General features: G+C 38.5%; 31 protein-coding genes and 1 pseudogene. 2 read left to right on the plus strand and 30 right to left on the minus strand.

Annotated elements, in window-relative coordinates; genetic code table 11:
- Positions 1–29: 29 nt before the first annotated feature.
- From DWZ33_RS14255 to DWZ33_RS14400, 30 genes and pseudogenes are all read right to left on the minus strand, one after another.
- Positions 30–635 carry a phage scaffolding protein gene (locus DWZ33_RS14255; RefSeq protein ID WP_118455424.1) on the minus strand — a complete coding sequence of 202 codons (606 nt, stop codon included), beginning with the start codon at positions 633–635 and terminating at the stop codon, positions 30–32.
- Positions 636–923: 288 nt separating this feature from the next.
- On the minus strand, positions 924–1,220 hold the full coding sequence (locus DWZ33_RS14260) for a hypothetical protein (protein ID WP_118455426.1): 297 nt from the start codon (positions 1,218–1,220) through the stop codon (positions 924–926).
- 16 nt (positions 1,221–1,236) lie between these two features.
- Positions 1,237–3,300 (minus strand): minor capsid protein, encoded by a 2,064-nt coding sequence (locus DWZ33_RS14265; RefSeq protein WP_118455427.1) that lies wholly within the window; start codon positions 3,298–3,300, stop codon positions 1,237–1,239.
- Positions 3,300–4,796 (minus strand): annotated as a pseudogene (locus tag DWZ33_RS14270) (phage portal protein). Before DWZ33_RS14270 ends, DWZ33_RS14265 begins: the two are co-directional and overlap by 1 nt.
- A gap of 21 nt (positions 4,797–4,817) precedes the next feature.
- Complete coding sequence (locus DWZ33_RS14275; RefSeq protein WP_118455429.1) at positions 4,818–5,138, minus strand: hypothetical protein; 321 nt, start codon at positions 5,136–5,138, stop codon at positions 4,818–4,820.
- Between the two features lie 24 nt (positions 5,139–5,162).
- The gene (locus tag DWZ33_RS14280) at positions 5,163–6,416 is read right to left on the minus strand and encodes a PBSX family phage terminase large subunit (protein WP_220452449.1); all 1,254 of its coding nucleotides are present in this window, start codon (positions 6,414–6,416) and stop codon (positions 5,163–5,165) included.
- Positions 6,406–6,903 (minus strand): terminase small subunit, encoded by a 498-nt coding sequence (locus tag DWZ33_RS14285; protein ID WP_182425738.1) that lies wholly within the window; start codon positions 6,901–6,903, stop codon positions 6,406–6,408. The genes DWZ33_RS14280 and DWZ33_RS14285 overlap by 11 nt, the downstream gene beginning before the upstream one ends.
- Before the next feature lie 129 nt (positions 6,904–7,032).
- On the minus strand, positions 7,033–7,455 hold the full coding sequence (locus DWZ33_RS14290) for a DUF1492 domain-containing protein (protein ID WP_118455432.1): 423 nt from the start codon (positions 7,453–7,455) through the stop codon (positions 7,033–7,035).
- Between the two features lie 281 nt (positions 7,456–7,736).
- Positions 7,737–8,315 (minus strand): HD domain-containing protein, encoded by a 579-nt coding sequence (locus DWZ33_RS14295; RefSeq protein ID WP_118455434.1) that lies wholly within the window; start codon positions 8,313–8,315, stop codon positions 7,737–7,739.
- Positions 8,305–8,574: a hypothetical protein gene (locus tag DWZ33_RS14300; protein WP_118455436.1), complete on the minus strand. Its 270-nt coding sequence runs from the start codon at positions 8,572–8,574 to the stop codon at positions 8,305–8,307. Before DWZ33_RS14300 ends, DWZ33_RS14295 begins: the two co-directional genes overlap by 11 nt.
- A 175-nt stretch (positions 8,575–8,749) precedes the next feature.
- Entirely contained in the window at positions 8,750–8,950 is a 201-nt protein-coding gene (locus DWZ33_RS14305) for a hypothetical protein (RefSeq protein ID WP_118455438.1), read from the minus strand.
- Complete coding sequence (locus DWZ33_RS14310; RefSeq protein WP_147352898.1) at positions 8,943–9,248, minus strand: hypothetical protein; 306 nt, start codon at positions 9,246–9,248, stop codon at positions 8,943–8,945. Before DWZ33_RS14310 ends, DWZ33_RS14305 begins: the two co-directional genes overlap by 8 nt.
- Before the next feature lie 22 nt (positions 9,249–9,270).
- Positions 9,271–9,906, minus strand: coding sequence for an FAD-dependent thymidylate synthase (gene thyX / locus DWZ33_RS14315; RefSeq protein WP_118455442.1), 636 nt, complete (start codon positions 9,904–9,906; stop codon positions 9,271–9,273).
- Positions 9,893–10,414, minus strand: a complete 522-nt coding sequence (locus DWZ33_RS14320) for a DUF3310 domain-containing protein (RefSeq protein WP_182425740.1) — start codon at positions 10,412–10,414, stop codon at positions 9,893–9,895. Before DWZ33_RS14320 ends, thyX begins: the two co-directional genes overlap by 14 nt.
- Before the next feature lie 197 nt (positions 10,415–10,611).
- Positions 10,612–11,628, minus strand: a complete 1,017-nt coding sequence (locus DWZ33_RS14325) for a DNA cytosine methyltransferase (RefSeq protein WP_118455446.1) — start codon at positions 11,626–11,628, stop codon at positions 10,612–10,614.
- 3 nt (positions 11,629–11,631) lie between these two features.
- On the minus strand, positions 11,632–13,539 hold the full coding sequence (locus DWZ33_RS14330; RefSeq protein ID WP_118455448.1) for a phage/plasmid primase, P4 family: 1,908 nt from the start codon (positions 13,537–13,539) through the stop codon (positions 11,632–11,634).
- 6 nt (positions 13,540–13,545) lie between these two features.
- The gene (locus DWZ33_RS14335; protein ID WP_118455450.1) at positions 13,546–13,974 is read right to left on the minus strand and encodes a hypothetical protein; all 429 of its coding nucleotides are present in this window, start codon (positions 13,972–13,974) and stop codon (positions 13,546–13,548) included.
- Positions 13,974–15,725: a hypothetical protein gene (locus DWZ33_RS14340; RefSeq protein ID WP_118455452.1), complete on the minus strand. Its 1,752-nt coding sequence runs from the start codon at positions 15,723–15,725 to the stop codon at positions 13,974–13,976. The genes DWZ33_RS14335 and DWZ33_RS14340 overlap by 1 nt, the downstream gene beginning before the upstream one ends.
- An 86-nt stretch (positions 15,726–15,811) precedes the next feature.
- The gene (locus DWZ33_RS14345; protein WP_118455453.1) at positions 15,812–16,297 is read right to left on the minus strand and encodes a DUF669 domain-containing protein; all 486 of its coding nucleotides are present in this window, start codon (positions 16,295–16,297) and stop codon (positions 15,812–15,814) included.
- 30 nt (positions 16,298–16,327) lie between these two features.
- Positions 16,328–16,534, minus strand: a complete 207-nt coding sequence (locus tag DWZ33_RS14350) for a hypothetical protein (protein WP_118455455.1) — start codon at positions 16,532–16,534, stop codon at positions 16,328–16,330.
- Positions 16,534–18,261 carry an AAA family ATPase gene (locus tag DWZ33_RS14355; RefSeq protein WP_220452450.1) on the minus strand — a complete coding sequence of 576 codons (1,728 nt, stop codon included), beginning with the start codon at positions 18,259–18,261 and terminating at the stop codon, positions 16,534–16,536. Before DWZ33_RS14355 ends, DWZ33_RS14350 begins: the two co-directional genes overlap by 1 nt.
- Positions 18,262–18,263: 2 nt before the next feature.
- A complete protein-coding gene (locus DWZ33_RS14360) occupies positions 18,264–18,608 on the minus strand; it encodes a VRR-NUC domain-containing protein (protein ID WP_118455459.1) in 345 nt (114 codons plus the stop codon).
- Between the two features lies 1 nt (position 18,609).
- Positions 18,610–19,065, minus strand: coding sequence for a hypothetical protein (locus DWZ33_RS14365; RefSeq protein ID WP_118455461.1), 456 nt, complete (start codon positions 19,063–19,065; stop codon positions 18,610–18,612).
- 95 nt (positions 19,066–19,160) lie between these two features.
- Positions 19,161–19,628, minus strand: coding sequence for a hypothetical protein (locus DWZ33_RS14370; RefSeq protein WP_118455463.1), 468 nt, complete (start codon positions 19,626–19,628; stop codon positions 19,161–19,163).
- Positions 19,628–20,356 carry a transglycosylase SLT domain-containing protein gene (locus DWZ33_RS14375; protein WP_220452451.1) on the minus strand — a complete coding sequence of 243 codons (729 nt, stop codon included), beginning with the start codon at positions 20,354–20,356 and terminating at the stop codon, positions 19,628–19,630. Before DWZ33_RS14375 ends, DWZ33_RS14370 begins: the two co-directional genes overlap by 1 nt.
- Positions 20,349–21,755 (minus strand): SNF2-related protein, encoded by a 1,407-nt coding sequence (locus tag DWZ33_RS14380; protein ID WP_118455465.1) that lies wholly within the window; start codon positions 21,753–21,755, stop codon positions 20,349–20,351. Before DWZ33_RS14380 ends, DWZ33_RS14375 begins: the two co-directional genes overlap by 8 nt.
- A gap of 8 nt (positions 21,756–21,763) precedes the next feature.
- The gene (locus DWZ33_RS14385) at positions 21,764–22,681 is read right to left on the minus strand and encodes a DUF7666 domain-containing protein (RefSeq protein WP_118455467.1); all 918 of its coding nucleotides are present in this window, start codon (positions 22,679–22,681) and stop codon (positions 21,764–21,766) included.
- A gap of 31 nt (positions 22,682–22,712) precedes the next feature.
- Positions 22,713–22,913 (minus strand): hypothetical protein, encoded by a 201-nt coding sequence (locus tag DWZ33_RS14390; protein WP_118455469.1) that lies wholly within the window; start codon positions 22,911–22,913, stop codon positions 22,713–22,715.
- Between the two features lie 37 nt (positions 22,914–22,950).
- Positions 22,951–23,160: a helix-turn-helix domain-containing protein gene (locus DWZ33_RS14395; protein ID WP_118455471.1), complete on the minus strand. Its 210-nt coding sequence runs from the start codon at positions 23,158–23,160 to the stop codon at positions 22,951–22,953.
- Positions 23,161–23,176: 16 nt separating this feature from the next.
- Positions 23,177–24,364 (minus strand): hypothetical protein, encoded by a 1,188-nt coding sequence (locus DWZ33_RS14400; protein WP_118455473.1) that lies wholly within the window; start codon positions 24,362–24,364, stop codon positions 23,177–23,179.
- A 468-nt stretch (positions 24,365–24,832) separates the two neighbouring features.
- On the opposite strand from DWZ33_RS14400, the gene DWZ33_RS14405 reads away from it, so the two are divergent.
- Positions 24,833–25,243, plus strand: coding sequence for a helix-turn-helix domain-containing protein (locus DWZ33_RS14405; protein WP_118455474.1), 411 nt, complete (start codon positions 24,833–24,835; stop codon positions 25,241–25,243).
- Positions 25,244–25,517: 274 nt separating this feature from the next.
- Positions 25,518–25,886, plus strand: a complete 369-nt coding sequence (locus DWZ33_RS14410) for a hypothetical protein (protein ID WP_118455476.1) — start codon at positions 25,518–25,520, stop codon at positions 25,884–25,886.
- Positions 25,887–25,936: the final 50 nt, after the last annotated feature.

Raw genomic sequence — 25,936 nt, forward strand, 5'->3', positions numbered from 1 at the left:
ATAAAATATTGTTGTGTGTTCTTGGTGCTTTAGATTTGTGCATCAGGATTCTGTGCAAGATATGCCATCATTTCAGAATAGGTCATCTTGGAAGTATCAACCCCATGGTCACCATCTTCATTTCCTGATTCACCAGGTTTTGCACCTTTCACCTGGGTCTGCTTTTTAGCAGTAAAAAGGAACTTTGTGTCATCTGCCTTTGTAAGTGCTTCAATCTGTTCTGCAAGACCTTTCACTGTGCCATCATCAGCAAGTTCAGCCTTGTCCAAATCTTTCAGGAAAGGAACAACAGCCTTTGCATTGATTGCACCTGAACTTGTCAGTGCAGCTTCAACAGCAGCATCCACCTTCATTTTCTTGATTTCAGCAGCATGTGCTTCATCTTTTGCTTTATTGTCAGCCTGCAATGTTGCAATCTGCTGTTTCATTGCTTCCACATCACCTGTGGAATTCTTTAAGGTTTCAAGCTGTCCATCCCTGTCACGAAGGTCAAGTTCCAACTTCTTCTTTTCGTTGTTCACTTCATCAAACCTTGTCTTTGGGATGAAACCTTTCAGTTCTTCCTGGGAAGCAGCTTCACACTTCTTTGCAGTTTCTTCATCAATTCCTAACTTCACAAATTCTTCTTTCTTCATTTTTCAATACCATCCTTTCTTCAAAAACATTATTTTTTCATGGTTCAGTCCATGTCCATTTGAACTTGTTCTTTTACATCTGCAATCCTAAAAAGATGACCTTGGTTTGAAAACCAAAAGATTCTTTGTGATGTGGCTTTTTATGTCATCCACCAGGACAATAAAAAATCAGCCTTGCTGAAAGGAAGTTACTTCTGTGTCACCCCTGCACATTTTCATCTTCATAGATTTTTCAACAAGTCTGATATTTTACCGTATTAAAAAGCACCCTTTTCAGGATGCCTTTCATCAATATATGGTCTTTTCTTCATAAGGAATTTCACCAATGTCACCATCAACACTGATTTCTTCAAGTGAATCAAAGAAAATGCTGTTCAAAACATTGAATGCAGCAAGCATTGAATCAGGTTCAGGGAAATATGTTCCACCCATTGCAGGTTGTCTTGCTATACAATCATCAAGATGTTTCTGCAATTCAGGTGATTCATTGTCATCCATTGTGATGACCAGTGTTCCATCTTCCTGTGTGACTTCAACAGTGATTCTGTCAGTCAAATATTTTCCAGTTGCAACAATCTTTGCCATAAACAACACCGCCTTTCTATTTCAATGATAGAATTCCATAAATGAATTGTGCAAAATCTTCATCTGCCCACAATCTTGTTGGGTCAGTGTATGCCCAATCAAAACCCATGGAAACAAGTTCATAAAAGTTGTCAGGATATTCCTTGCCCATATAGGAATGAAGGAAATTATCTTTTCTTGTTCTTTCTGACCTTGAATAACCAGTTCCAAGCCATTCCAAAGGACATCCTTTGGTTCTTCTTTTATAGAAAACATCTTCTGCTTCATAGATTCCTTTGACCACATCTTCAAATCTGTGACCAAGTTCATGAAATGCAGTTGAAATCTGACTTGATTCTGACAATCCATCAATTGCAATGGTTCTTCCATCATAGAATCCCCTTGAAACCTTTGATATTTTCAAATGTCCTTTCTTAATGGATGCTTCCACCCAATCAGCAGGATAATGTGAATATGCTGTTGTAACAATATCACGCAATGTTCCCCTGCCTGAATAGTGTTCTTTTTTCAGGTCATGACTTCCAATTCCCATTGTTCTGAACTGACCAAGTTTTTCAGTCAATTCATCAGCATTTGTTTCCCATGTTCCTTCATATTTCTTCTTTGCATCAGAAATCCTGCTTCTTAAAGAAATTGCTTCATCACTGGAATAAACTTTCCAATAATCAGCCTTTGCCTGTTCCCATTCATTATAGAACTGCTTTCTTTCATCAGAACCATAAGGTGCATCATAATATTTCTTGTGAAGTTCTGTTCTTCTTGCATCCAATTCATCAATCTGTTTTTTGATGTCTGAATTATTATATGCAGCAGTTGCATCATCAAAATCCTTTTTGAATACTGCCCTGGAAGCAACCAAATCATCCTGAACAGCTTTTCCTGCTGCTTTGATGTGGTCTTCTGTGATGACACCACCATTTGCAGCAATGTCTTCTTTGACTTTTTGAATTTTTTCTGCCAGTGTTTGTGGTTTACCTTCCATTATATCATCAGGAACAACTGGTTTCAAATCTTCTGTTTGACCATCAACAAATGACTTTTGCCATTCAGGATAGGTCATATCAGATGGAACATAGTATGTTTTACCATCTTCACCCCTTGCTGCCCTTTCACCGCTTCTGCCCCATTCATCATCAAAGTATGGAACAGTTGTTGACCTGCACCAAACATGAAAAGGTGGTGCAGTGACACCAGGTTCAAAGTCCTTCATAGGAAAGTGCTGTCCATCCATGTTCTGACATATTTCAGAAGTGTGACTGTCCAGTGTTGCGACAATCTCAAATTCTTCCACATCCAGGTCATTGAATGCATCCTTCTGTGCAGCACTGGAAATGAATGCCTGTTCAGTCATCACAAGTCTTCCTGCTGCATACTTTGCATTTTTGGTCTTGTCTGCAACATACTTTGACAAGGTTCTGATTGCTTCATCAGGTGCTTTGCCCTGAATGATTGTCCTGGTCAGTTGCTGATGCAGTTCATTGACCATTGTGGTCTTTGATTGCCACACCCTGTCTGAAAAAGTCTTTCCATCCGCTGCCCAAGGTTTTGAAATAATCTTTTGCAGCTTCCTTTCATCAATCTGACCAATTTCCCAACCAATATTGAAACCCTTCTGCACTTCAAAACATGTGTGATAATATCCTGACTGATAAAGGTGCTTGACCATACCATCCAAGGAATCAAGTTCATTGCCAAAAGCAACTTCCAATGATTGCTGTGTCCGAAGTTTCAAGGCTTCCAGTCTGCTGATGTGGAATCTTGCAGATGCATTTTCCAGTTCCTTCATCCACTGCTGATTCATTGCATTCTGCTGTCCATATTTGATGTATTCCTGGACATCCCATTGCAATTCTTTCAGTTCAGCAGCAGACAACTGTTTTCTTGCTTCTGCCATTGTGATTCCATTATTCTTTGCATATCTTGAATACCAGGATTCAATCTGTGCCTGAATCTGTCTTTGTGCTTTATCAAATGCAGGTTCAATCTGATGGAAGGTGTTCTGTCCATACTGATTTTGTGCATTTTCCAGTTCAGAAAATCTTTTCTTCCAGTATGCAGATGACTTTTTCTTTTTTGCCATTATTCATCACCTGCACCTTCCTGTCCTTCTTCATCAGAACCAGGAACATTCTGACCCTGCATCATACCAAGACCAAATTCTTCCATGTTCTTTTGTTTCTGTTCATCCAGTCTTTCCAGTTCTGCCTGAACATCATCAACCCATGGATGCTGTGCAACAAGTGTTTCATCACTGATGATTCCAACAGACTTGCTGATGTTGTCAATGACTTCACCTTCATTCAGCATCATATCCCTGTTGAATATGATTTCCACTTCTTCCTATTCAAAGTCACCCATTCCAATGTTGAAAAGGTGCATGTTCAAGAACCAAAGCAGTTCTTCAAAAGATGCCTGATATTCAGTTTCCATTCCATTTGCATCCAGGTCAATGTCAGAATACATTGATTGAATGTTCATTTGGTTTGGTGTTCCATTCATTCTGTCATCTTTTGCATCATATCCCATTGCATTTTCAATGATTGCCTTTTTGAACAGTTCAATGATGGACTTGTAATTTTCAGAATTGACTTCCACTTGAAGTGTTCTGACATCACCGCCTGCACCATCCACTGTTCTGACCTTCACTGCACCATAGGTTGCAAGGTTCTTTCTGAATTCACCAAGATTTTCACCATCATAGTTCACAAGAACCAAGATTGTGTTCCTTGTGTCTTCTTCCATCTGATTTTGGAAATTTGATTCAATCAGATTCAGACCATCTTGCAAGGACTTCACCATTTTAATCAATGGAATTTCCTTGTTGTTATATTTGAAAGGAATCAAAGGAATCTTTGTCCAATTGAATCCCTGGTCTTCAATACTGAAATATGGAACATGCTGTTCACCATCAGGTTTCAGTGTTCCGCTGTCAGTCAATTCAAAGTAGGAAACACCTGATTCATCATAAACTTCAACCTTTTCAATGACTTTTTCTGTGTTTCCAACATATCCAACCACTTCATAGATTCTGATGAAATATTCCAGTTCAGTGTGTTCTGCATCCTTCCACCCTGGAATGATTTCCCAAGGTCTGAACCGCTTGAAGATGAATTCCCCTTTGTCATTATACATAGGGAACAACCAACCAATTCCACAATTCAGGGAATCTTCACCAACCGCTTTCAGTGTTCGCATGAACCGCTTATTCAAGAACTGTTTCAGAATCTTCAAATAAACTTCATTGTCACACTGAATGGTGAAAGGTTGACCCAACAGATAGTTGGATTTCTGAATGACCATCTTTTTATACTGATTGTCAACAATTCTGTTGTTTGGAAGGTTCTTGACAACTTCCAGTTCACCATCTTTTCCAATGACAGTTCTTTCCCTTGTCAGAATGTCATGACATCCATCAAAGTATTTTTCACCATCAAGCATTTCTTTCCTTCTTTGCGACTGCTTGAATCTGTTTATTTCCTTCACAATGAACTGTTCATCCGTCAATTTGGATGCTGCATTGACATTGACCAGTCTTTCAAGTTTTGCTTTGAAGGATTCAGCAAAATTGAACATCATTCTTCACCACCTTTCTGTTCATCATAGTGCATCCACCTTTGCAAAGGCTTCTGCCAGTTTTGGGAACTGGTATGCAATCCAGTCCACTATTTCTTCATTTATTCCCCAACTATCAGCACCAAGACCTGATTCAAACAGGAATGCATGAACCAGTTCATGTCTGATGACCTGCTGTCTGTATTTTTTCAGGTCTGCAAGTGAACCAGGGCAATCCTGGAAGGTGTCAATGACAATCTGTTTTGTGGAATGGTCACAATAACCATCACCATTGTTCAAATTGTCATCTTTCACCTTGTTGGATTCTGTTATTGTGTACTTTGTACCTAAAACATCAACTGTCACTGTTTTTCACCTTCCCTTTTCCTACTAATCAAAGCTGAATGTGTCACCAACAAGAACCTTTCCTGTTGCATATCGCATGGAATCCATACCATGTGAAAATTCATGGTCAGGTTTATCTGTTGGTTTTCCATTCTTGTCAGTTTCCCAACAATAATTTTGAATTTCTTTCTTGAATTCAGGACAGTTCTTTTCATGGACAATGATTTCATAGTTCTGAATCAACTGGATTCCATGATTTACACTGTCTTTTCCCTTCCTGGAAGGTTCTGCCTTGATTCCTTCTTCCTGCAATTCAGCAATTGATTTTGGTTCAGCAGAATCACAAACAATCCGCTGTCCACCATATCCTTTGTCTTTGATTGCCTGTGCAATGATTTTGTTGGTCACACCTGTTCTGTACCATTCATCAAAGACATATATCTTCATTGCTGCATTGTCTATCATCAAACAGACAAATGCATTTGGGTCAGTGAAACCAAAATCAAGACCAAAAGCAGACTTGATTCCTGGGATTGCTCTGACTGCATCAATGTCAAAGTCTTCAAATCTGACTTTTTCATATATCAGACCTTCTGCAATGCCCCATTCACCATCACCTTCAATTCTGTATCTTCTTGGATTGTTCTGTTGCATCTTCAAGAAGATGTTCCTGTCTGCTTCATCCAACCATTTATTGCATTTCCATGTGGTTGTCTTTATAAATGTATCTTCATCAGGATTGTCAAAAAACCTTGGTTTCAACCAGGATGTTGCAGACCAAGGATTGAATGTCAATATTATTTGTTTGAAATATCCATCAGGAACTTCACCACGAATGGACATATCCAATTTGTTGAAGTCATCTTCATTGCTTATTTCATAGGCTTCTTCAATCCATACCCAACAAAGAACACCTTTATCAACTGCAATTGATGTGATTTTCAAACCATCATCAAGTCCCCTGAACAGAATCTTTTGCCCAGTTGCTTTCCTTGTTATTTGCATAGGTGAAACAGTGCATTCAAAATGTGAATCAACACCCATTTTATGAATTGCCCATTTCAAATCTGAAAAGACAGAATCACGCAAGGTGTTTGAATACCTTCTGACACACAACCCATTAGATTCAGGATATTTGAACAATCTGAAAATCATGTTCAAGGCTGTGGTCTTTGATTTCTTTGAACCTCTGCTTCCCTTGCAAACTCTGTATCTTTGTTTTGTTTTCCAAAAATCACCATATCCAACATCAATCAATTTTGGTAAATTTATTCTAATTGCAGAATCATCAATCAGCAATGTCTTGTTCCCCTTCAAAAATAATAGGAACATTCATATTTACATCCAACTTGTCATTCCACATTCCAAGATGTTTTCCTAAAAGTTCAAGTGCTTTTAATTTGGATGCAATCTTGATTTCCCTTTCTGTACTATCACCATTGATTGAACTGGATTCTTTGTGTTTTATAGATTCAATACATGCAAGGTCATCTTCTGATGCTGTTGACCTGATTTTTCCTTCTTCATCAACAACATCAAGCATATTTACAAATGCAATTTTTGCAAGTTCATTCACAACTCTGTCTTGACTGATTCCAGTTCTTCTTGACCTTTCTGCTATTGCTTTTGAAATTGCTTCTTTAATGTGAGGTTTTGTGAGGTTCTCATATCCTTGTTCTTTTGCATCTTTAACAGAATATCCTGCCCTAATTGCAGCCTGTGTTGCATTCAGGTCAATCAGATATTCTTCAACAAACTTTTTCTGTTTATCTGTCAGTTTTGCCATTCAGCAACACCTGCCTTTCTAAAAATTTACATAAGAAAAGCACCCTTGGAAACTGGATGGTGTTTCCTTGGATGCTTTCAATTGACCTAACATTTCATGTTATAGTTTACTATAACATGACAGTGGGATTCAAGCAGACTGTGGTGGGAACTTTTCTTCAAATGCCTGCAAAGCTGCAATATGTATTTCCTTTACATAATCATAAGAAAAACACATTGCCTGTGCTGCTTTTTTCAGGTTCTTTCCGTCAACATACACAATATACAAGACATTCTGATGCTTGCTGTCTTCAAGCTGATGAATCTGATTGATAATTTCAACCCTTTTCAATGCAAGGTCATCCTTCATCTGTTGCAACTTTTCTTCTTCTTCAAATATCTGACCGAAAATTCTTGCAAATTTATCAGGTTCAGGTGAACTTTGCACCCTTTCCTTATCATATCTAATTCCTGCAACCCCTAAAGAATCCCTTAATCTTTGAATATATTCTTCCTGATTCAGAATGTTTTTTCCTTGTTCCTTTATCTGCAACAGGTATTCTTTTGTTGTCACATCTTTCACCTTCTTTCTAATTCAAGAAGTCAACATCTTGAATTCAACATCTTGATTTCAAGAAATCCTTTATTTTCAAGGCTTTGAATCACTTTGACCTTCTGAAAAGTCAAGATGTGATGTGTTTTTACTATTATAAGTATTTTTTAGAGAATCATTAAATTTTGATGATTTCATTCTTTTATATATCCTTAAATAGAAAACATCTTGACATCTTGACTTTTCCAGTAAAATCAAGGCTTTCAGGCTTTGACATCTTGACTTTTATCTTGACTTTTCACCTATACATCTTTCACTTTTGATGCATACATGTCAGCAGTGTGAGTGAACAACACTGACTGATATTTCCTGATTGCTCTGTCATAAGCATCCCAATCATCAGTGACATAAGCACCCATGTGAAATCTAATGCACAACATTTCTTCTTCTGTCAGGGTCATCACCTGTGACAGCATCATCACCGACTTGTCACCATGACCTTTGAACATAGGTGCAGGATTGTATGTCCACTTTGGGTCTTTGCTGATAGGTGAACCAGTTCCCATGACCACCACATCAGATGCATTGTCATCCACATAGTCATCCATCTTGCAGACATCATGAAGCATTCCAACAATGTATGGTGATTCAGGTCTTGTCCAAGGGATGTCAAACTTCTGTGTCATTTCCACAAGAACCTTTGCAACCATCAACGAATGGTCAAACAGACCGCCAGTATAATTGCCATGATGCTTGATTGCAGCAGGCTTGACAAAGAAACCATTGTTCACCAACCAGTCAATTGTGTCCACATTGATGATAGGTTTTCCACCAATATTCATGAAATCAAGAAATGTGTCTATCTGAATTTTATTGTTCATCATTTTCACCTTTCCCTTCCTGGAAGAACACTGCACTTTCAGTTGTCAACAGCACTGGTGGAACAGCAGAACCTTGAATGTAAAGATAAACCTTTCCACCATTGTTCTTGATGTTTTCCAAGTCCTGTGCATCCATTTCCCAACAGCATTCAACACCCTGCTCATTGTTCATCACATTTGTGTATCTTGTCACTGGAAGGTCTTGACAACCTTCCAGTGTGTAAACCGCATTTGTTGTTTCTGTTCTAACTGGTTTCATATCACCACATCCTTTCAATCATATCTGATGAATCTTGTGTCTTTGATTTTTCCACATTTCTGACAAACAAGATATTGTGTTTCACCGCTGATGCAGTGGAACTTTTCAACCTTTCTGCACCAACTGAATTCATGTTTGCAGAACAATCTTTTGAAAAACTGTTTGATTCTGTTCATTATTTGAATTCCTTTCCTGTTTTCTTATCCTTGAAGGTGATTCTTCCGACCACTTCAAATCCTGCCAGGTGTGCAGCTTCCCTGATAATGTGCATCAGGTGTCTGATTTTTCTTTCCTGTTCGGATTCTTCCTTGACAATTTCTTTCATGCCATAATATGCAGTTGGGTCAGGATAACCTTCATTGTTGTACTTATTCATTTTTCTGAAATTTCACCCCACATTCCTGATAAATCAGGTCTGCAAATTCTTCCAGTGTCATGTCACCATTCTGAAAATCTGTATAGACATCAATCATTGCTTCACAAAATTCAGGAAGTCTTTTCTTCATGCCCCAACCATATTTTTCTTTCATGACCTTCACTGGAATTCCAAGCAGAAGAATCATTGCTGCATCCACCGCTGCTTCTGTTGCATCCTGCTTCATCTTCTTGATGTCAGACTGCTTCATGTTGAAGACTGGTTCATGTGTTACTGGAAGACCCTTCCTTTGTGCCATTCTTCTTTGCTGCCTGTTCATATTACTTCACCACCAAATCATCAAAGACAACTGGAATCATCTGTTTGAAATCTTCAAGCAGGGGAACTGTCACTTCAAGCATCTGTGGATGTGGTTTCCCTGTTGTTCCTAAAGCACGAAGTTTGAAAAAGTGTCGCCATTCACGAAGATTTGCAGTCATGACCACTTCTGTCTTCAAACTGTTTGGAAGAACCGCCCTTGCTTCCTGTGGTGTCAGACCAATATCAAGCAGTTTGAAATAAGAATCTTCACATGCTTTCATGGTTTCTTTCCAGGTGTTCCATCCTGCTGACTTATAGTCCAGGTATTCAGGAATGATGAATGTGATTTCAGAACCAAAATCATCCTTTGAATAATTGCAATATCTTGTGGATTCCTGGGCAAAGGATGCAAGTCTGTGTCTGACCAGTTCATGACTGATTCCCCTGTCAACAACAAACTTTACTGTGACAGATGCATGTTCAAGCATTGCTTCATGTCCTGACTTGATAAGGGATGCAACCATCTTTTCAGCAGAACCTTCCTGAATCTTTTCTTCTGACTTGTAACAGGTTCTTGCAACCTTTTCAATTTTTTCCAACATCTTCTGTCCATCAAAATCATTGTAAATCTGTGTGTATGCTTTAATTGCCTGCATTCTGTTCACCTATCCTTTCAAAAGTTCTTTCAATTTTTTGTTTCATAACCTTCTGAACCTGGTCTTCACATTCCATCAGGTGAATCACCTGGTCAAGAACCAGTTTCACATCTGCCAATTCTTCAAAGATGTGTTCTTCCAGTGCTTTGACTGACCATTCAGATGCAACAGGTTGTCCAAGTCCACATTTCCTGTTCCACTTTGTCAATGCCTGGGTCAGTTCTGCCATTTCTTCAATCAACTGATTCTTCTGACCTTCCAGTCCAAAGTGTTCAGCAATCTTGAATCTTGGGTCTTCTTCCTGATAATGCTGCAACATATCCTGATAGTTTGCAGCTTTGTCCAGGTCTTCCTGACCATTCTTCTGTTCATGTCTGTACTGGTATTTATAAGAATTCAGTTCACAAAATGCTTCTGTTTTCTCATAACCAAATTTTTCAAGCATTTCTTCAATGCATTCTTTTCTTTCTGGGATGTTATAGTGTCCAGGATGAATCACATTTGACATCATCAATCACCTTTCCCTTCTTTGCTATCAGACCAGTCAAATTCTTCACCACACTTTGAACACCGCTTTGGTCTTTTGTCATAGATGTGTTGTGGATTCCTTATCAAAGGAAAATGAACTGGTTCTTTGCAGTTCGGACAACCAAGGTATGAATCACCGAAGTTGTCAACAATGTCTGTTGGTTTTACCAAGATACATCACCGCCTTTCTGTATATTCTAAAGATACATTTATGTTAAAAAATTTTGGAAGCATCACTTCAAACATTGCTTCAAAAATAGGAACTGCAATTGAATTCCCTGCCTGATGATACAATGTTCTGTTCATCTTCCCTTCTTCAACCTGACAAGTAGATTTTGCTGCAAGAAAATCTTCATCTGAATATCCCTGCAACCGCCAACATTCCAGTTCTGTCAAATATCTGTACTTTCCACCGCCAAGGTCAATGACCTGTGCAGGTGTTCTGTCCTGTCTTGTTGTGATTGTATTTGCATATTCTTTGATTATGGTTGCCCTTCTTATTCCCTTTTTGCCTATTACAGAATAAACACTTGGTTGTGTTACCAAATAACAATCATCAACCTTTTCTTCCAGGAACTGTTGAATGTCTTTCATAGGTTTTCTTTTCATCATGTCAAAATCAAATGGTTCACCATCCAGGACAGAAACTGTGAAAACCCTTTGTCTTGCCTGTGGAAGTCCAAAATCCCTTGCATCCAGGACTTCATAATTGTTTGTATATCCAAGCATTTTCATATATGAAAGATACTTTTCAAAATTATGCTTCATGTGCTTTGACAAAACATTCTTCACATTTTCCCAAATAACAACCTTTGGTTTCCATTCACCCATCTGTTCAATGATGTGAACTGTTTCCCACATAAGGGATGACCTTGTTCCTGAACCTTCATCACCACCTTTTCCTTTATTGATTCTTCCTTCTGATGCTGTTGCTTTTCCCTGGTGTCCTGCAATACTGAAATCCTGACAAGGACTTCCATGAATCAGGATGTCAGGTTTCAGATTCCATCCAACAACTGACTGTGTTTTATATGCCAATTCATCAGCAAACATTGCATTGTATGACCTGACCGCCTTTTCATCAATTTCCACATAGTCAATAGATTTCACTGGAACACCAAGGTTCTTCAATGCAACCCTGGGTGAACCAATTCCACCGAACAATTCAAGAATCTGCAATTTCTGTTCTTCCATGTATTAGTTCACCACCTTCTGAAATAATCTGTATTTTTTCTTGTTGATTGTCTTGTTCACAATCTTATAGTTGAATGTTTTCACCATCTGCCTGCTGAACTCAATCTTTGACAGTACCTGCAAGGATTCTGACAGGCAGAATTCCTTATATCTTTCATAAACCGCTGATGTTGGTTCATTTTCCAGTTCAAAGTCTTCATCTTCACAATCCTTGACGAACATCAGAAGCGGATTGTTTCTTTCTTCATATTCTTCAAGTTCCTGCTGCATTGCTGCTGATGTGGTGAAGTTCTTTGTTTCAAGAACCCTTTTCAATCCCTGGATTCCAAGCTGAATCAGATATTCCATGGATTCTTGACCTTTCAATTCTTCTTCAATTCCTGGTTTGAAATTTGGGTCATCAGACTTGAATTTTGCATTGAATGGAACAATAACAAGTCTTCTCATGATTGCCTGTGAATCAGAACCTTTCCCCATCCTTGGAATGCTATTTGCTGAAAACAGCAGCTTGCAGAATGGTTTGAAGTCAAACTTTGGTTGCCCTTTTTGTTCTGCATCAATGGTTTCACCAGTGACAATTTTCTTGAAGACCGCTGTGTCTGTGACAAACTCATTTGAAATATCATCACCAATGTTTGCCAATTTTCCAAACATCATGACTGTGCTGAATCGGTCACCCAACTTTTTCAAGTCAAGTGATGAAATATTCTTTTCAGACATAAGGTTTGAAAGGGTCTTCAAATATGTACTTTTTCCATTGCTGCCTGTTCCAGTCAGGATGAATGCTTTTCCACCTGCAAGTGTGTTTGACCTATACATGCAAGCACCAACAATTTCTTCAAGAAGTGACCTGGTTTCTGCATCCTTGCAGGAAACATTGTCAAGCATGTTGTCAATCACTTCACTGTATGCCTGCCTGTTAAAATCCCAAGGAATCTTGTTTGTGATAACCACATCAGGTGTGAAATCTGAAAAAGAATCTGTTGCAACATTATAAAGACCATTTCTGAATGCAATCATGCAAGCAGGTGCAGCCTTTGTGTTATCCCTGATTAAAATGTTCAGGTATGCCATGACTTCCTGTCTTTTTGCCCTGTTCAACTGTGGAAGGTGCTGAATCATCACTGCTTCAATTTCTTCCTGCCCTGACACATAGATTCCATCTTTATACATGTGAAGCTGACCATTCAATCTGATGATGTGATGGTTGTTCTTCAAGAACACTGCAAACTTATCAAACAGGAAGGTTGTTCCCTTGTAGAATATAGGCTTGCTGAATGCTTCATCACGCATGATGACTTCCAGTTCTTCATCAGACAAAGGTTCTTTCAGGACATATTTGTTGATTATCCGCAACACATCCCTTGCTTCTTCCTTTTCAAAATCCGCTGACTGCAAGGTCAGGATGTAATTGAACAATGCTTGGTTTCTTCCATCACCTGCATCCATGTCCAGGAATTCTGCCTTTCCTTTGACTGGAAGCATCCACTTTGGAATTTCCTGATAGACTTCACCATCTTCCTGATAGATGTCATAAATGACTTCCCTTTCCTTGCCATCATATTTCAATATTTCATAGGAATTTTTGACACCAACCTTGATGTCTGCTGTCAAACCAATTGCCAGTTTGCAATGTGTGAAGCATTTTTCAACACCTGCATTCTTGAACAAAAAGTGCTTTCCCCTGGTTGTTGCGTAAACTCTACAATTCAACTGCAAGTCTTCCACAATATTCATCAACACTTCTGACTGTTCAAAGTCATCAATGTCAACCAGGATTGTTTCTTCATCCAAAATTCCTGCAAATTCAGGAAGTGACTTGACTTGTTCATAAGTCTTGAAGTCTGTTCTGTTTTTGAATTTCTCTATGCACTTTTTGTCCTTGGTTTCAACATAACCTTTGAAAAACATCCTTCATCACTTCCTTTGCTCTAATATTTCCAAGTGCTTCAAGAACAAATCCTTCTGCCTGATGCTTCTGTTGAAATCAGACATGCATCCTGCATATACCGCTTTGAAGTGTTTGTTCTGTTCTTTTATGTCTGCCAGTTCATCCTTGGTCAATGGAACACCATTTGGATGCTTCCTGGATTCAATAATTGCATTTGTGTCTGCAACCTTCTGTTTATATTCAACAGCTTTCTTTCCTGAACTGATTCTTCTTTCTTCCAGTTCATTCACCTTGTCCTGAAAGAACTGCTGCATGGTCTGCATTATTTCTTCCCTGTGTTCAAAATCCAGGTCAACAACCTTCAACAGTTTCTTCAATCTTGCCTGGGATGTTGGAAAGAATGCATCCATACGAATATTCATTTGTCCATTGTCATATTTGATTTGTATATCCATCACATCACCCCAAAATCTTCCAATCTTTTATTTGCCATGTCCACATACCATTGTTTGTCCAGGTATGAAGGACATCTGACATCAGCCATGTCTTCATTGAAGATGAAACAGTGTTCAGGACTGGATGCAATCTTTTCAGGTTTCCCTGTTCGGATTGATACCTTCTTGACACCTGCATCTGTTTCCTTGGTTGAAGCAAACACCCTGATGCATTTTTCTTTTATCGGTTCATCACCATGCAGGATGGTGGAATATTTATTTGTTATCTTTGTGACCATCTGAAATTCTTTCAGGTCATCACATCTGTTGATGAAGTTTTCCACTGGAACACCCTTGGTCATATATTCAACCAAGGCATGATTCACAATAGGGAAATCCCCATAATCAAGATTTGACAGCTTCTTCACATAAGCACCTTTTGACTTTACATGTCCATCAGGTGCAACAATGATATAGTTGTTCACATCCTTCTGAAAAACTTTTCTGTATTCATCAAATTCCAGTGTCAGACCAGTTCTTTGTTCCCATTCATAAGCAATGTCATCAATCTTGTTGAACCATTCATCTTCATCCTGTCCATCAGGCATCTTTATCAAAATACCATCTGTGTTGGACTGAATCAGTTGTGCATAAGGTTCAATGTGTTCTATCAGGTCAAGAAGAAGAATCTGACCATAGACACAAACTTTGTTTGACATCAAAGGGTCATACAAATCATTGTTCTTGTCCTTCAATACACCATAGGTTGAATTCAACACGATTTTCAGAACCGCCTGCAATGGGTCTTTCTTCTTTTTCAGTTCCAGTCTTTCATGATAGATGTCCACAAACTTTTGTGGGTCAACAATGTTCCTGCTATGCAGATTGTATCTAATCATCAATGATGGATAAAGTGAAGCAACATCCATCATCAGAAAATATCCTTCACCGCTGTATTTTTCCAAAGCACCATGAACACCGCCCCATGCAAAAGTGTGTGGACACCCTGCAACCATCACTGAATATTGATTCTTTTCAGGCTTCTTCTTTCCTGGAACATGTCTGAAATAACATCTGTTATCAGGATTTGAATACCAGTCAAGGACATCTTTGTATTTTTTTACCTGGTTTGTGTCAGGGAAATCAATGTCAAATTCATCATTTCTGTCACCCTGCCTGTGTGCATCCAGGATGATTGCAGTCAACTGTGGTTTTGTTTTTGAAATCAAAGACAGGTCAAGTGGTCTTCCCTTGCAGGCAAGTTTCACAAGTTCCAATCTTCCATTGAATTCTTCCTTCCTTTGAAGGAACACTTCAACAGTCTGTTCTACATCATGAATACAATATTTCACTGTTTCATCAATTTCTTCCTGTGTCAGTTTCCTGTCAATGTCAAATGGAACACCTGATTCTTTGATGTTGTTCCCCATACTTCCTTCAAACCATTTCAACCCTTTGTCCAGGTTCAGCATTACATCATAATTGTTCAATGGTACATTGCGAAGCAGTGAAGAAAATTTCCATCCAGGTTGTCCTTTGATAATGATGAAATCATTGATTCTTTTTGGGTCAAATCCACAAAGGATTCCTTTCAAAATATACTGGTCATAATAATTTGAATTGAAACCAACCCAAATATCATTCTTGTTTGCCTGATATAATGCTTCAAGTTCTTCCTTGTTGTTGATGATGACATGCTGCTTCTTTTCATTCATGTCCAAGACAACAACCAACCAGTCATATTTGAAGACTTCAAAGTCATAAAACAGCATTTTCTTCACCTTCCTTTCAATCAGGTATCTTCCCAAGATACATTGATTTCAAAAAAATTTGCATCCTGGGAAGAACCTTGTTTCAATTACTCAAGAACAAATACATCTGTGATTTCAAAGTCACTGAAATCCTTGTTCTTCTTGTTTGCAGTGTACTTCAAACCATATTCAAAGTTATCTGCAACCGCTTCAAAGATGTCCATAAGTAATTCAGAATACTGCTTGTATGTCTTGAATTCCACAACAGGCATGTCTGCACCCATTTCTTCAACCATCTTGCGAAGCATTTCATTGCAGTTGTGAATCTGAAATCCCTGGGTGACAACCTGATTATAGAAAATCATACTTCCCTTGTATTCACCATCAGAAACAATCTTGAACCAAATGCTGACCATAGGGTCACCCTTCTTGGATGCTTTCAGTTCCATCTGCTGAACTGCAACTTCATAATTGCCATGTGGAACTTCCTTATAATTGCCCTGACCACCATTTGCAGCAGCTTCTTCAACATCCTTCTGCAATCCTTCTGTGTCAATTTCCTTATCCCATTTGCTGAACATATCCTGTGCCATAATTTTTCACCATTTTAACCTTTCTTTGTTTTAATTTAATGTTGCAACTACCAGGGCAAGTGCTTCTGCACTGTTGAACCCTTCCTTGATGTGGGCATCATACAGAACCTTGTTTGCATGTGCCAGTTCCTGTGCATCCTTGATGATGCTGTCTTCCTTGTTGACAGTCTTCTTCACAACATGCACTTTTCCTTCTTTTTCTGCTGCTTCAAGCAACATCTTCAATAATTCATCCATTAGTTTTCACCCCTTCTTTTTCTAACTCTTGTTTTTGGTGCAGGTGCTTCTTCCTGTGGTGCATCCTGCTGTGTATCTGATTCAGCAGAAGGTTCTGCTGTTTCATTTGATTCCTGTGCAGGCTCTGAATCCTGCTGTGGCTTGTCAGAATCGTCTGTGGCAGGATTTTCTGTGTCAGGTGTGGATTTGGTTGACCTTCTTCTTGAAGTCGGCTGTGTGGCTTCCTGTGTGCTTCCTGCTGCCTGATTTGCCTGGTCATAAACATCCATCAAAGCATCCCATGAAAGGGGAATGGTTGTCTGACTGATTCCTTTCAATCTGCCACCACCAAAGATGACTTCATTCTGCTTGAAGTTCAGTGTTCTGCTGTCATCATCTTCCACAACAACCCTTGCAACAATGTCCACCATTCCTGCAATCTTATTTGCAATTGCATCCTGAATGTTTGGTGCAATCCTGGTGATGTTCTGACCATTCTTTTTGGTGATGTCCTTGGAAATGTCCTCATGTGATACAACCACAAGATTTTCATAGTCAAGGTTGAAAAATCTTCTCATTGTGGACAGATATTCTGTCTTGATAATATCCCAACCCTTTCCAAATCCTGAATCAGATTCATGCTGAATTCCAAGGGAATCATACATGAACACCCTGCACATTTCCCTGGTATCTTCCAACAGGTCAATGATGATGGTTTTGAAGTCATTCTGCTTCTTTTCCAGTTCTGCAATGGTGTCCTTGAAAACTTCCCATGCAAACTTCCTGTTGGTCATTCTGCCATTGACAGTGACTTCATCCTTGATGCTGACATAAGGCATTGTGACAAACTGGATGTTTCCATCTGTGTTCAAGTTCAGCGGATTTGGTGCATCATCAAGCATGGTTGTCTTTCCACTAAATGCAGCACCATAAATCCAAATTTTTCTTTTCTTTGTTTCACTGATGTTTCTTCTTTCACTACTTGGTAAATTCATAAAATCAATCCCTTTCTGACAATAGTCTTTATATTCACAATAGTTGCATAACCAACTTGTGTTCTTTGGAAAATCCTTTGCTTCCAACATTCCTTTTGTTGAAAGAAGGAAGTTGATGACCTTTTCAGGGTCATATTCTATATGAACCAGTTGTGGTTCTTTCTTGTCCAGTTCTTCCTGCAATCTTTGCCTGAACTGGAAAAGGTCTTCTTTCTTTGATTGCTTGATATTCACCTTTGGCACAAACAGGAAGAACATGTTTCTGATGATTTTTCCTGGATTGTTCTTTTCAAAGAAATACTTGTATAAGTGAAGCTGTGGTGAATCCTTGTATTTGCTGACATTGTTTGAATATTTGAAATCATACAAGTCATAAACATTTGGAATTACCTGATGTTCACCACCAAGTTTCTGTTCTGTTTTTGCAGGTGCAAGCAGGTCAATGAAACCAATGAAGTCATCATCTTCAATTTTCACTTCATGTTCACCTGATGGAATCATTGCTGCTGCCTTTGGAATCATCACTTCAAGTTTCATTGCTTCATTGATGTGAGCATCACTTATGACTGGATATTCCATAAAATATTCATGAATTGCTGTCTGAACATCTTTTTCCAGTCCAGTGTGAAGTGCTGTTCCAAGAAACAATGCATTGTCTGCATTATCAGGTGGGATTGTTCTGATTTCCTGGTTGTATCTCAAATCATATCTATATGGACAGGATTCAAAACATTCCACTTTGCTGTGTGACACAATCAACTTGACCACCTTCCTTTCAATTTTTTATAATACTGACCACATGTGCATCCACTCTGAATCAGTTCAATCATAGTCTTGAAGGTTTCAAAATCATCAGGATAAAGAAGAATTGCAAAACCACCTGCTTCATCAATCTTTTTCAAATTGTAAAGCTGCAATTCACTTGGTTTTCCATTCTTTGCCTTGACTTCAATCCCAAGGAACTTTCCATTGCAACATGCCAGGATGTCAGGGATGCCTGACTTTGTATATGCTGCACCGCCCCAATATTTCAAGAACCAACATCCATGGTCTTTCAGGAATCCTTTGATTTTGTTTTCAAAGTTTTTTTCTGCTGCCATATCAACCACCAAGTTCAGGACAGATGCAATCCCATTTATAATTGTCAAAATTAAGTTCTTCATCTTTCAGAATATTTCCGTCAACTATTTCAATGACCTGATTGAATTCCATCCCCCTTTCAAAAGCATGTATTTTCATATCAACCTTGAATTTATTACATACTTGAAGAAGCTGTTGGGCATCAATGCCCCATGCAAACTTGGAATCAAATACAACAATGTCAGTTTCACCATCTTCAATTTCTGAAAGGTATGCATCTACACTTTCAACAAATCCCCTGTGTGTTCCTTCAATCCAACAGGTCAAATCACTTTCAACATCACCATATTCATTCAGTGACAATTTTCCTTTTGATTCTCCCAAATATCCAACTGGATGCAATCCTTCAAGAATAAACTTTGTCAGGTTTTCTTTTGTTCCTCTAACTTTCAAGCTTCCTACACACCAATTTGGCATTTTTATTCACCTTCTTTCTAAAATCTTTGCAAGGATATTCCCTGGAACTTTCAATGCACCATTTCCATTTTTCACAATCCTTGCAGGTCAGTTCATCAGTCCTTGACTGTGATTCTGACAGATGCTTTGACATCTGATGTCTTTGCATACTTTTCATAGACATCAGGATGGTCTTTCTTCAATGCTTTAGAATCAATAGTTGTCTTCTTTGTTGGTGCAACATAAGTAACTTTCAGGATGTCATTTTCAAATGACTTGATTCCAAACTGACCCATTGCAGCTTCCAGTGCTGCCCTGACTTCCTTTTCCTTTTCTTCAAGTTCCTTCTTCTGCTTGCTGATAGATGAAATCTGCTGCATGATTGCAAGTGCATTTGAATCCTTGTTGAATTCCTGCAAAGCAGTTTCTTCATCAAACTGTTCTTCACAACCATTCTGTTCCAGGTCTTCCTTGTCATCATAGTTGCTGCAAGCATGTCCACATGTTTCAAAATCTTCACAATAATAGCAGCAACAATCTTTGTCACATGTGTTGTCATTCATTGCCTGTTTACATTTTTTCATTACTGTTCACCATTCCTTTCTTCAAGTTGCTTTTCAAACTCTGCCTGATATGTAAGAATGTCATCAACATAAGGTGTTGAATAGATTCCTTTGTTCCAAAGTTTTTCAGCACCATTTGACCCCATGTTGTATGCCATCAATACCAGGTTTGGGTCTGTATATTCTTCAAACAACTTCCGAAGAACAAAAACCCCTGCTCTGATGTTCTGTTCCTTATCCAGGAAATCAGTCACACCAATTGTTTCTTCCAACCATTCATGATTGCATTTGTTAATCTGCATCAGACCATAATCATCTGTTGAACTGATGATGTCTGACCTGAAAGAAGATTCCTTCTGCATCAATGCCATGACCAGTGTCCAGTCAATGTCATATCCCTTGCAAAGATAGAAAGTGAATTCCTGTGTTGCTTCATCCAGGTTGCAGTCAAGTGGTATGAAATCAAATTCATCACCTGACCAGTCCATTGAAATTTCACTGGTGAAGACCCTTCCATCATAAGCACCATAATGGTTGACATGCTGCATGATATATTCATTCTTTTCAGAAGTTGTTCCTGTTTCAATTTCCTTGGTGTCTTTGTGTGCAATTCCTGCAATCAATGCCCCAAGCAATGCACCAATCAGAAGAACCACCGCTGTGAAAATCAAGAACCTGTTTTTCACAATTCGCTGTGATTGCTTTGACCTGATGACCTTCCTTCCATAAGTTTTGGTGTTATTATCCATTGTTTTCCATCCTTTCATATTCATTGAATAGTTCATCTGTGAAGTCCTTCCGCATTTCCAAGGTTTGCAGGATGACTTCTTCAACACTTCCCTTGCACATTAAAATGTAATAAAAACAAGGTTGTTCCTGACCGATTCTGTGAATCCTTTTCTTTGACTGTTCAAACAGTTCTGACTTATCAGTCAGGGTGAAATATATGATTTTGTTTGCTTTTTGAAGGTTCAATCCCATTGCACCTGCCTGATACTGGATGAAGGTGATGGAATTATCTTCCTGTTCGTATGCTGTCAGGTCTTTTGTTTGACCATTGACTTCTGAAATAGGTCTGTCCAAAGATGCAGCAATTCTTTTCAGAAGTTCCAATTCTGCATTAAAATTGTAAAACACAATCAATCTGTCCTGGGTGCTTTGCACAAGTTCCTTGAATGCCTGCAATTTGAATTCACTATATTGACCACACAACTGTCTTGCATAAAGTCTTTTTGTCAATGTGGTGTCACCAACCAGTTCAAACACATCTTCAACATATCCATCTTCTGATGATTTTCCAACAGTGATGATGCAGTCCTTCATGAATTTCCAGTATTCCTTGGATGTTGGAACTGTTTGTTTGATGAAGGTCTGTTCAGGAAGGTCAAAACATTCTTCTGTTTTCATAAAGACCGCCCCATGTTCACGCAACTTGGATTTCAACCTGTCAACATTCTTGTATGGATTTTCTTTGTCCACAATCTTGTGGATGAATCCACCCATGTCAATCTTTGTCCAGTTCACATATTGCCTGTTATAAACATCTTCTGAAATGTTCCATCCAAGCAGATGAATCTGTGACCAAAGATTTTCATATTTCCCTGCTGTTGGTGTTCCTGAAAGAAGAATCACATTGTCAGGATGCAGTTGTAGGATAAATTTTGACTGTTTTGCACCTTGATTCTGAATCAAGGATGATTCATCAAGCATCAATGTGAAGTCCTGCAATTGCAGCAACTGTTTTCTTCTCCATGCCAGTTCATAATTGATAACACCAACAACATTGAATGGATAAAGGTTTTCTTGTCTGTAATATTCACCAGTCAATTCATCCTGAATCCAATGGTCTTCTGTTGCTTGCTGTGCTTCATTGATAAATGCCTGAAATGCTTTTTTGTTTGTCAGGTCAAAAATCAAATCTTTCTGAAATGCAGACCTTTCATCTATTGCATAATGTTCATTGAAATGGTCAATCCAGTCCTGAATCTTTGACTTCTGACAAACAATCAAATTCACTGGTGAATTCATGACCTTCATCTTTTCAGCACCAACAAAAGTTTTTCCAAGACCCATGTCCAAATAATATGCAACCCTGTTCAGGTCTTTGGTTTGTTCAAGTGCTTCCTGCTGATGTTTGAAAAGTTCCATGTGACCACCTAACCTTCCACATCAATTCCAGTGATTTCTTTGAAGATGTCCTTGTCAAAGTTTGGAAGATTCATCACAATGGTCTTCTTTCTGTCTGAAAGACCATCCCACCACATCTGTCTTCCTGTTTCTTTTTCAATGTGCTTTAAGAATCCACCTGTCACTGAATATTCAGGATGCTGTTCTTTTTCTTCATCTGTCATGTCATCTTCCCATATCCAGGAAAGAACATTTGAAGGACAATCCATCAGAATGTATCTTGCATCTGAATTCAACCAATCCTGATATGTCCAATCAGAAGGTTTGTTGAACAAGAAAATTTTTGGTGATTCAGTGTTGAAACATCCATTTGAAAAACAAGTCTTGTTCCAATCACCGCTGTTGCAATCACCGCTGTTGCGATTACCGCTGTTGCGATTACCGCTGTTGCGATTACCGCTGTTCCAATCACCGCTGTTGCGATTACCGCTGTTGCGATTACCGCTGTTCCAATCACCGCTGTTGCGATTACCGCTGTTGCGATTACCGCTGTTCCAATCACCGCTGTTGCGATTACCGCTGTTGCGATTACCGCTGTTCCAATCACCGCTGTTGCGATTACCGCTGTTGCAAAGTCCAGTGCAGGCTTTTCCCAAGTTCACCAGGTCAAGAACTTCCTGCCATGTGATTTCCCTGATAATATGAATTTTGTTCGTGCAGCACTTGCTGTCATCATCTTGGGTGTCAATGTCACCAAGTGCTTCCACTTCTGCAACCTTGTTGTTAGGGTCAAAACTGTAATATCTGAAACAGTCAGATGCTTTTGTGCAGAAATGAAATCCCCTGTCACAACATACTGGTGTGACATCTTCTTCAAATACTTTTCCTACTTCAAACTGAAATCCTCTGCAAGTCCAGTCTGAATTGAATACTTTGTAACCTTTCATGTGTTTTTGTCCATCCTTTCATATTTTGTTATCACACTTTTATTCCTGTGATTTCTTCAAACTTCTGCTTTGTTATCACATAAGTCCATTGACCTGACATCTTGACAGCCATTCCAAACTTCAATGTTCCCTGCTGCAATCCGATTCTGACAAACTGTTCAGAAGCACCAAGAAGATGTGCAGCTTCTGCAACTGAAAGTCTGTTGTCAGGACTGTTGTTCCAGTCAATCATCATTTCACCGCCTTTCCTTGTATCTTATTAAGATACATCAGTCGCAAAAAAATATTTCATCAATTTCCTGACAAGTCAAATTGTATCTGATTTTGATTGCCCTGATTTCAGACATTGTGAATTCAGCACCGCCAGTTGAATTGATTTTTGCATTCAACCGCTGAACAGAAATTCCAATTGCTTCTGCCAGGCTTTCCTGTGTGTCACCATGTAATTTCATCACACTAACAAATTTGTTCTTATTCATCAACTTCACTTCCTTTCTATGCTGCAAGTTTACATCTTGTCAATTCAGTCTGCTTGCAATCTCTGAATTCATTGTGTGCCTTTATTGTTCCAGTGATTTTCACTGCATGTTCAAAATCAGGACAAGAACTTGTCTTCCAGGTGAAAACATTGCCTGATTCATCAACTATCTTCCATAATGTTGTATATCCCCATTCAGTTTCCCATGATGTCAATGCAATTGCTTCTGAAATGTTGAAAGAAATTCTTTGACCAATTTCACCAACATGTCTTGAAACAGAAGCAGCAGCTTTCTTTTCTTCCTGCTTTTTCTGATATGCAAGTTCTCTGTTCCATGTTGGAAACAATGATGCTGCAATTCCAAGACTTCCACTTGGACACCATTCAAGACTACAAACAACTTTCAGATTATGCATATAATTATTTGATTCTTCCTGACCTGAAATCCATTCCAGGGCTTCATTTACTTGCTGAATAACTCTTTCAGAATCAACATCAAAATGATTGTCAGCCATTTCTTCCTTATACTGTTCAACCAGTTTTTCAGGAATCCATCTTGTGAATCCATGATTCACACACCAATAGTCAAATGCTCTGTCACAAGTGGACTTTCCAAAACCATCCCTTTTGGCATAACCAAAAGACCTGATGCATTCTGACACATAGCAAAGAAATTCTTTCAGTTCATAGTGTGGTTCAATCCAACAACCACTATATGGTTCTTCACCCTTCACCATTTCATCAAAGAAACTGTAATACTGTGAAATCATTGCTGCATCCATTCCATTTGTGAAATCTTTCAGACAAGATTTTCCAACTTGTTTGAATTCACCTGTAACCTGATTCATAACAATGTATGTGTCTTTTCTTGCCCTTCTGCTGTTGCAGTGTTCACAAATAGGTTCTGATGTATAATACCTTTCAGGAACTTCAATGGAACATCCAGTTGAATTGATGATGTTTCCCTTTTCAGTATGCTGAACACTTGCAATGAACATCCAATCATTCAGGACTGCTTTTCCTTCTGCTTCAACAAGAATGAACTTTGCCTGGTATTCAACACCCCTTTCATCTTTCAGGGTCTTGAATTCTTCACCAACCTTTTCATAAGTGAAAGAACAACCAAACTTTTTGCATTTGTTCTGAATCCTGGTCAATTTCTTTTCCAGTCTTTCCATATTAGCTTCAAGAATTGAATATGCCATTGAAACACTTCCTTTCTTTATCAAATGAAGATTGAAGTGCTGTGTCATCTCCCTTGATTGATTCTTCCCCTTAACAACTTCTTGGTTTAAGTTTGAAGTGATGTTTGGTTCATCCTGCCTGCTTTCTTCAAATAGTGCAGAACACTTTGCTTCATTGACTTGTTGTTCCTGGTTTCTTCAACTACTTTGTCAGGTCATGTTTATTCTGCATTCACTCTGTCTGCCATTCAGCAGCCTGACCACCATGTCACTTGTGAACCGCCCTATCGCTGCACCTGAACTTTCCTGGTTGCTTCAATCTTCTGTTTTGATGTATCTTCATAAGATACAAGTCAAGTATAATGTGTATCTTCAAAGTTGTCAATAGGTTTTTTAAAATTTTTAAGATATTTTTTCAAGAAAAATTGAAAAAATAACGCATTTATGCTATTATCAAGATACAACAATCTATGAAAGGATGTGACCACTATGACAATGGGAACATATATCAAGCAATTAAGGGAAGAAATGGGAATATCCCAAGAAGAACTTGGAAAGTCATTGAATCCACCAGTGAACAGGGCAGCAGTGAACAAGTGGGAAACAGGTCAGGTTGAAAATATAAAAAGGACACACATTCAACAGCTTGCAAAAAAGTTTGGTGTTTCACCTTGTGAATTGATGTGTTTTGATGACCGCTTTAATTCTGCCAAGGCAGCAGAAGAAACCAAAGCAATTGAACTGGTTCAGAAGCATTTTGGAAAAGATGCAGTTCATGTGTTGCAGATGTTTATGGAACTGAATCAGACTGGACAGCAGAAAGTCCTGGAAGACTTGTCAGACATGACAGAACTGTCCAAGTACACTGAAAAAAGGGAAACTGCATTGAAAAACGCATAGGGAACATTATTTTTGTCAACTTCAATTCAAGATAAATTCAAGATAAAAGTCAAGATGTAAACCTTGAAAACAAAGGAAAAGTCAAGATGTCAATGATTGTTTTGACTTATTTATAATTAAAGAATAGGAAATCATCAAAATTCAATGATTCCTTAAAAAATAATTATAATATATAAAATGCATCACATCTTGACTTTTTGAACACTAAAAACCATTGAAAGTCCAATAAAATCAAGGCTTTCAGCAAAGTCAACATGAAAGGAAGGAATTCAAGATGTTTGGAAAGAAAAAAGAATCAGGACTTGCAGTTCAGCACTATGAAGGGATTGAACAGTTTGCAAAAGACTATCCATGCAGACTGGAACTGGATGCAGATATGCTGACAATCACCAGGATAAAACCTGAAACAACTGTCACACTTCCAAGGAACAGGATTCAGTCAATCAGTGCAATGGAAGAATCACAATTCATGCAGAAATATCATGGAAATGCTGCATCCACTGGAAAAGGAATCAAGAAATATTTCCTGGTCATTCATTATGACAAAGGGATGCTTGCATTTTGGGGAACTGCAAAGAAATATGGTCAGTTTGTCAAAATGCAGTTTGGTCAGACTGCTGCACCAAGTCACATTTCATTGTAAAATAAAAAATTCCCCTGACTGCTACCAACAGCCAGGGGAAAAGGATGGAA

Source organism: Dielma fastidiosa (assembly GCF_003475485.1).
GTDB lineage: Bacteria > Bacillota_I > Bacilli_A > Erysipelotrichales > Erysipelotrichaceae > Dielma > Dielma fastidiosa.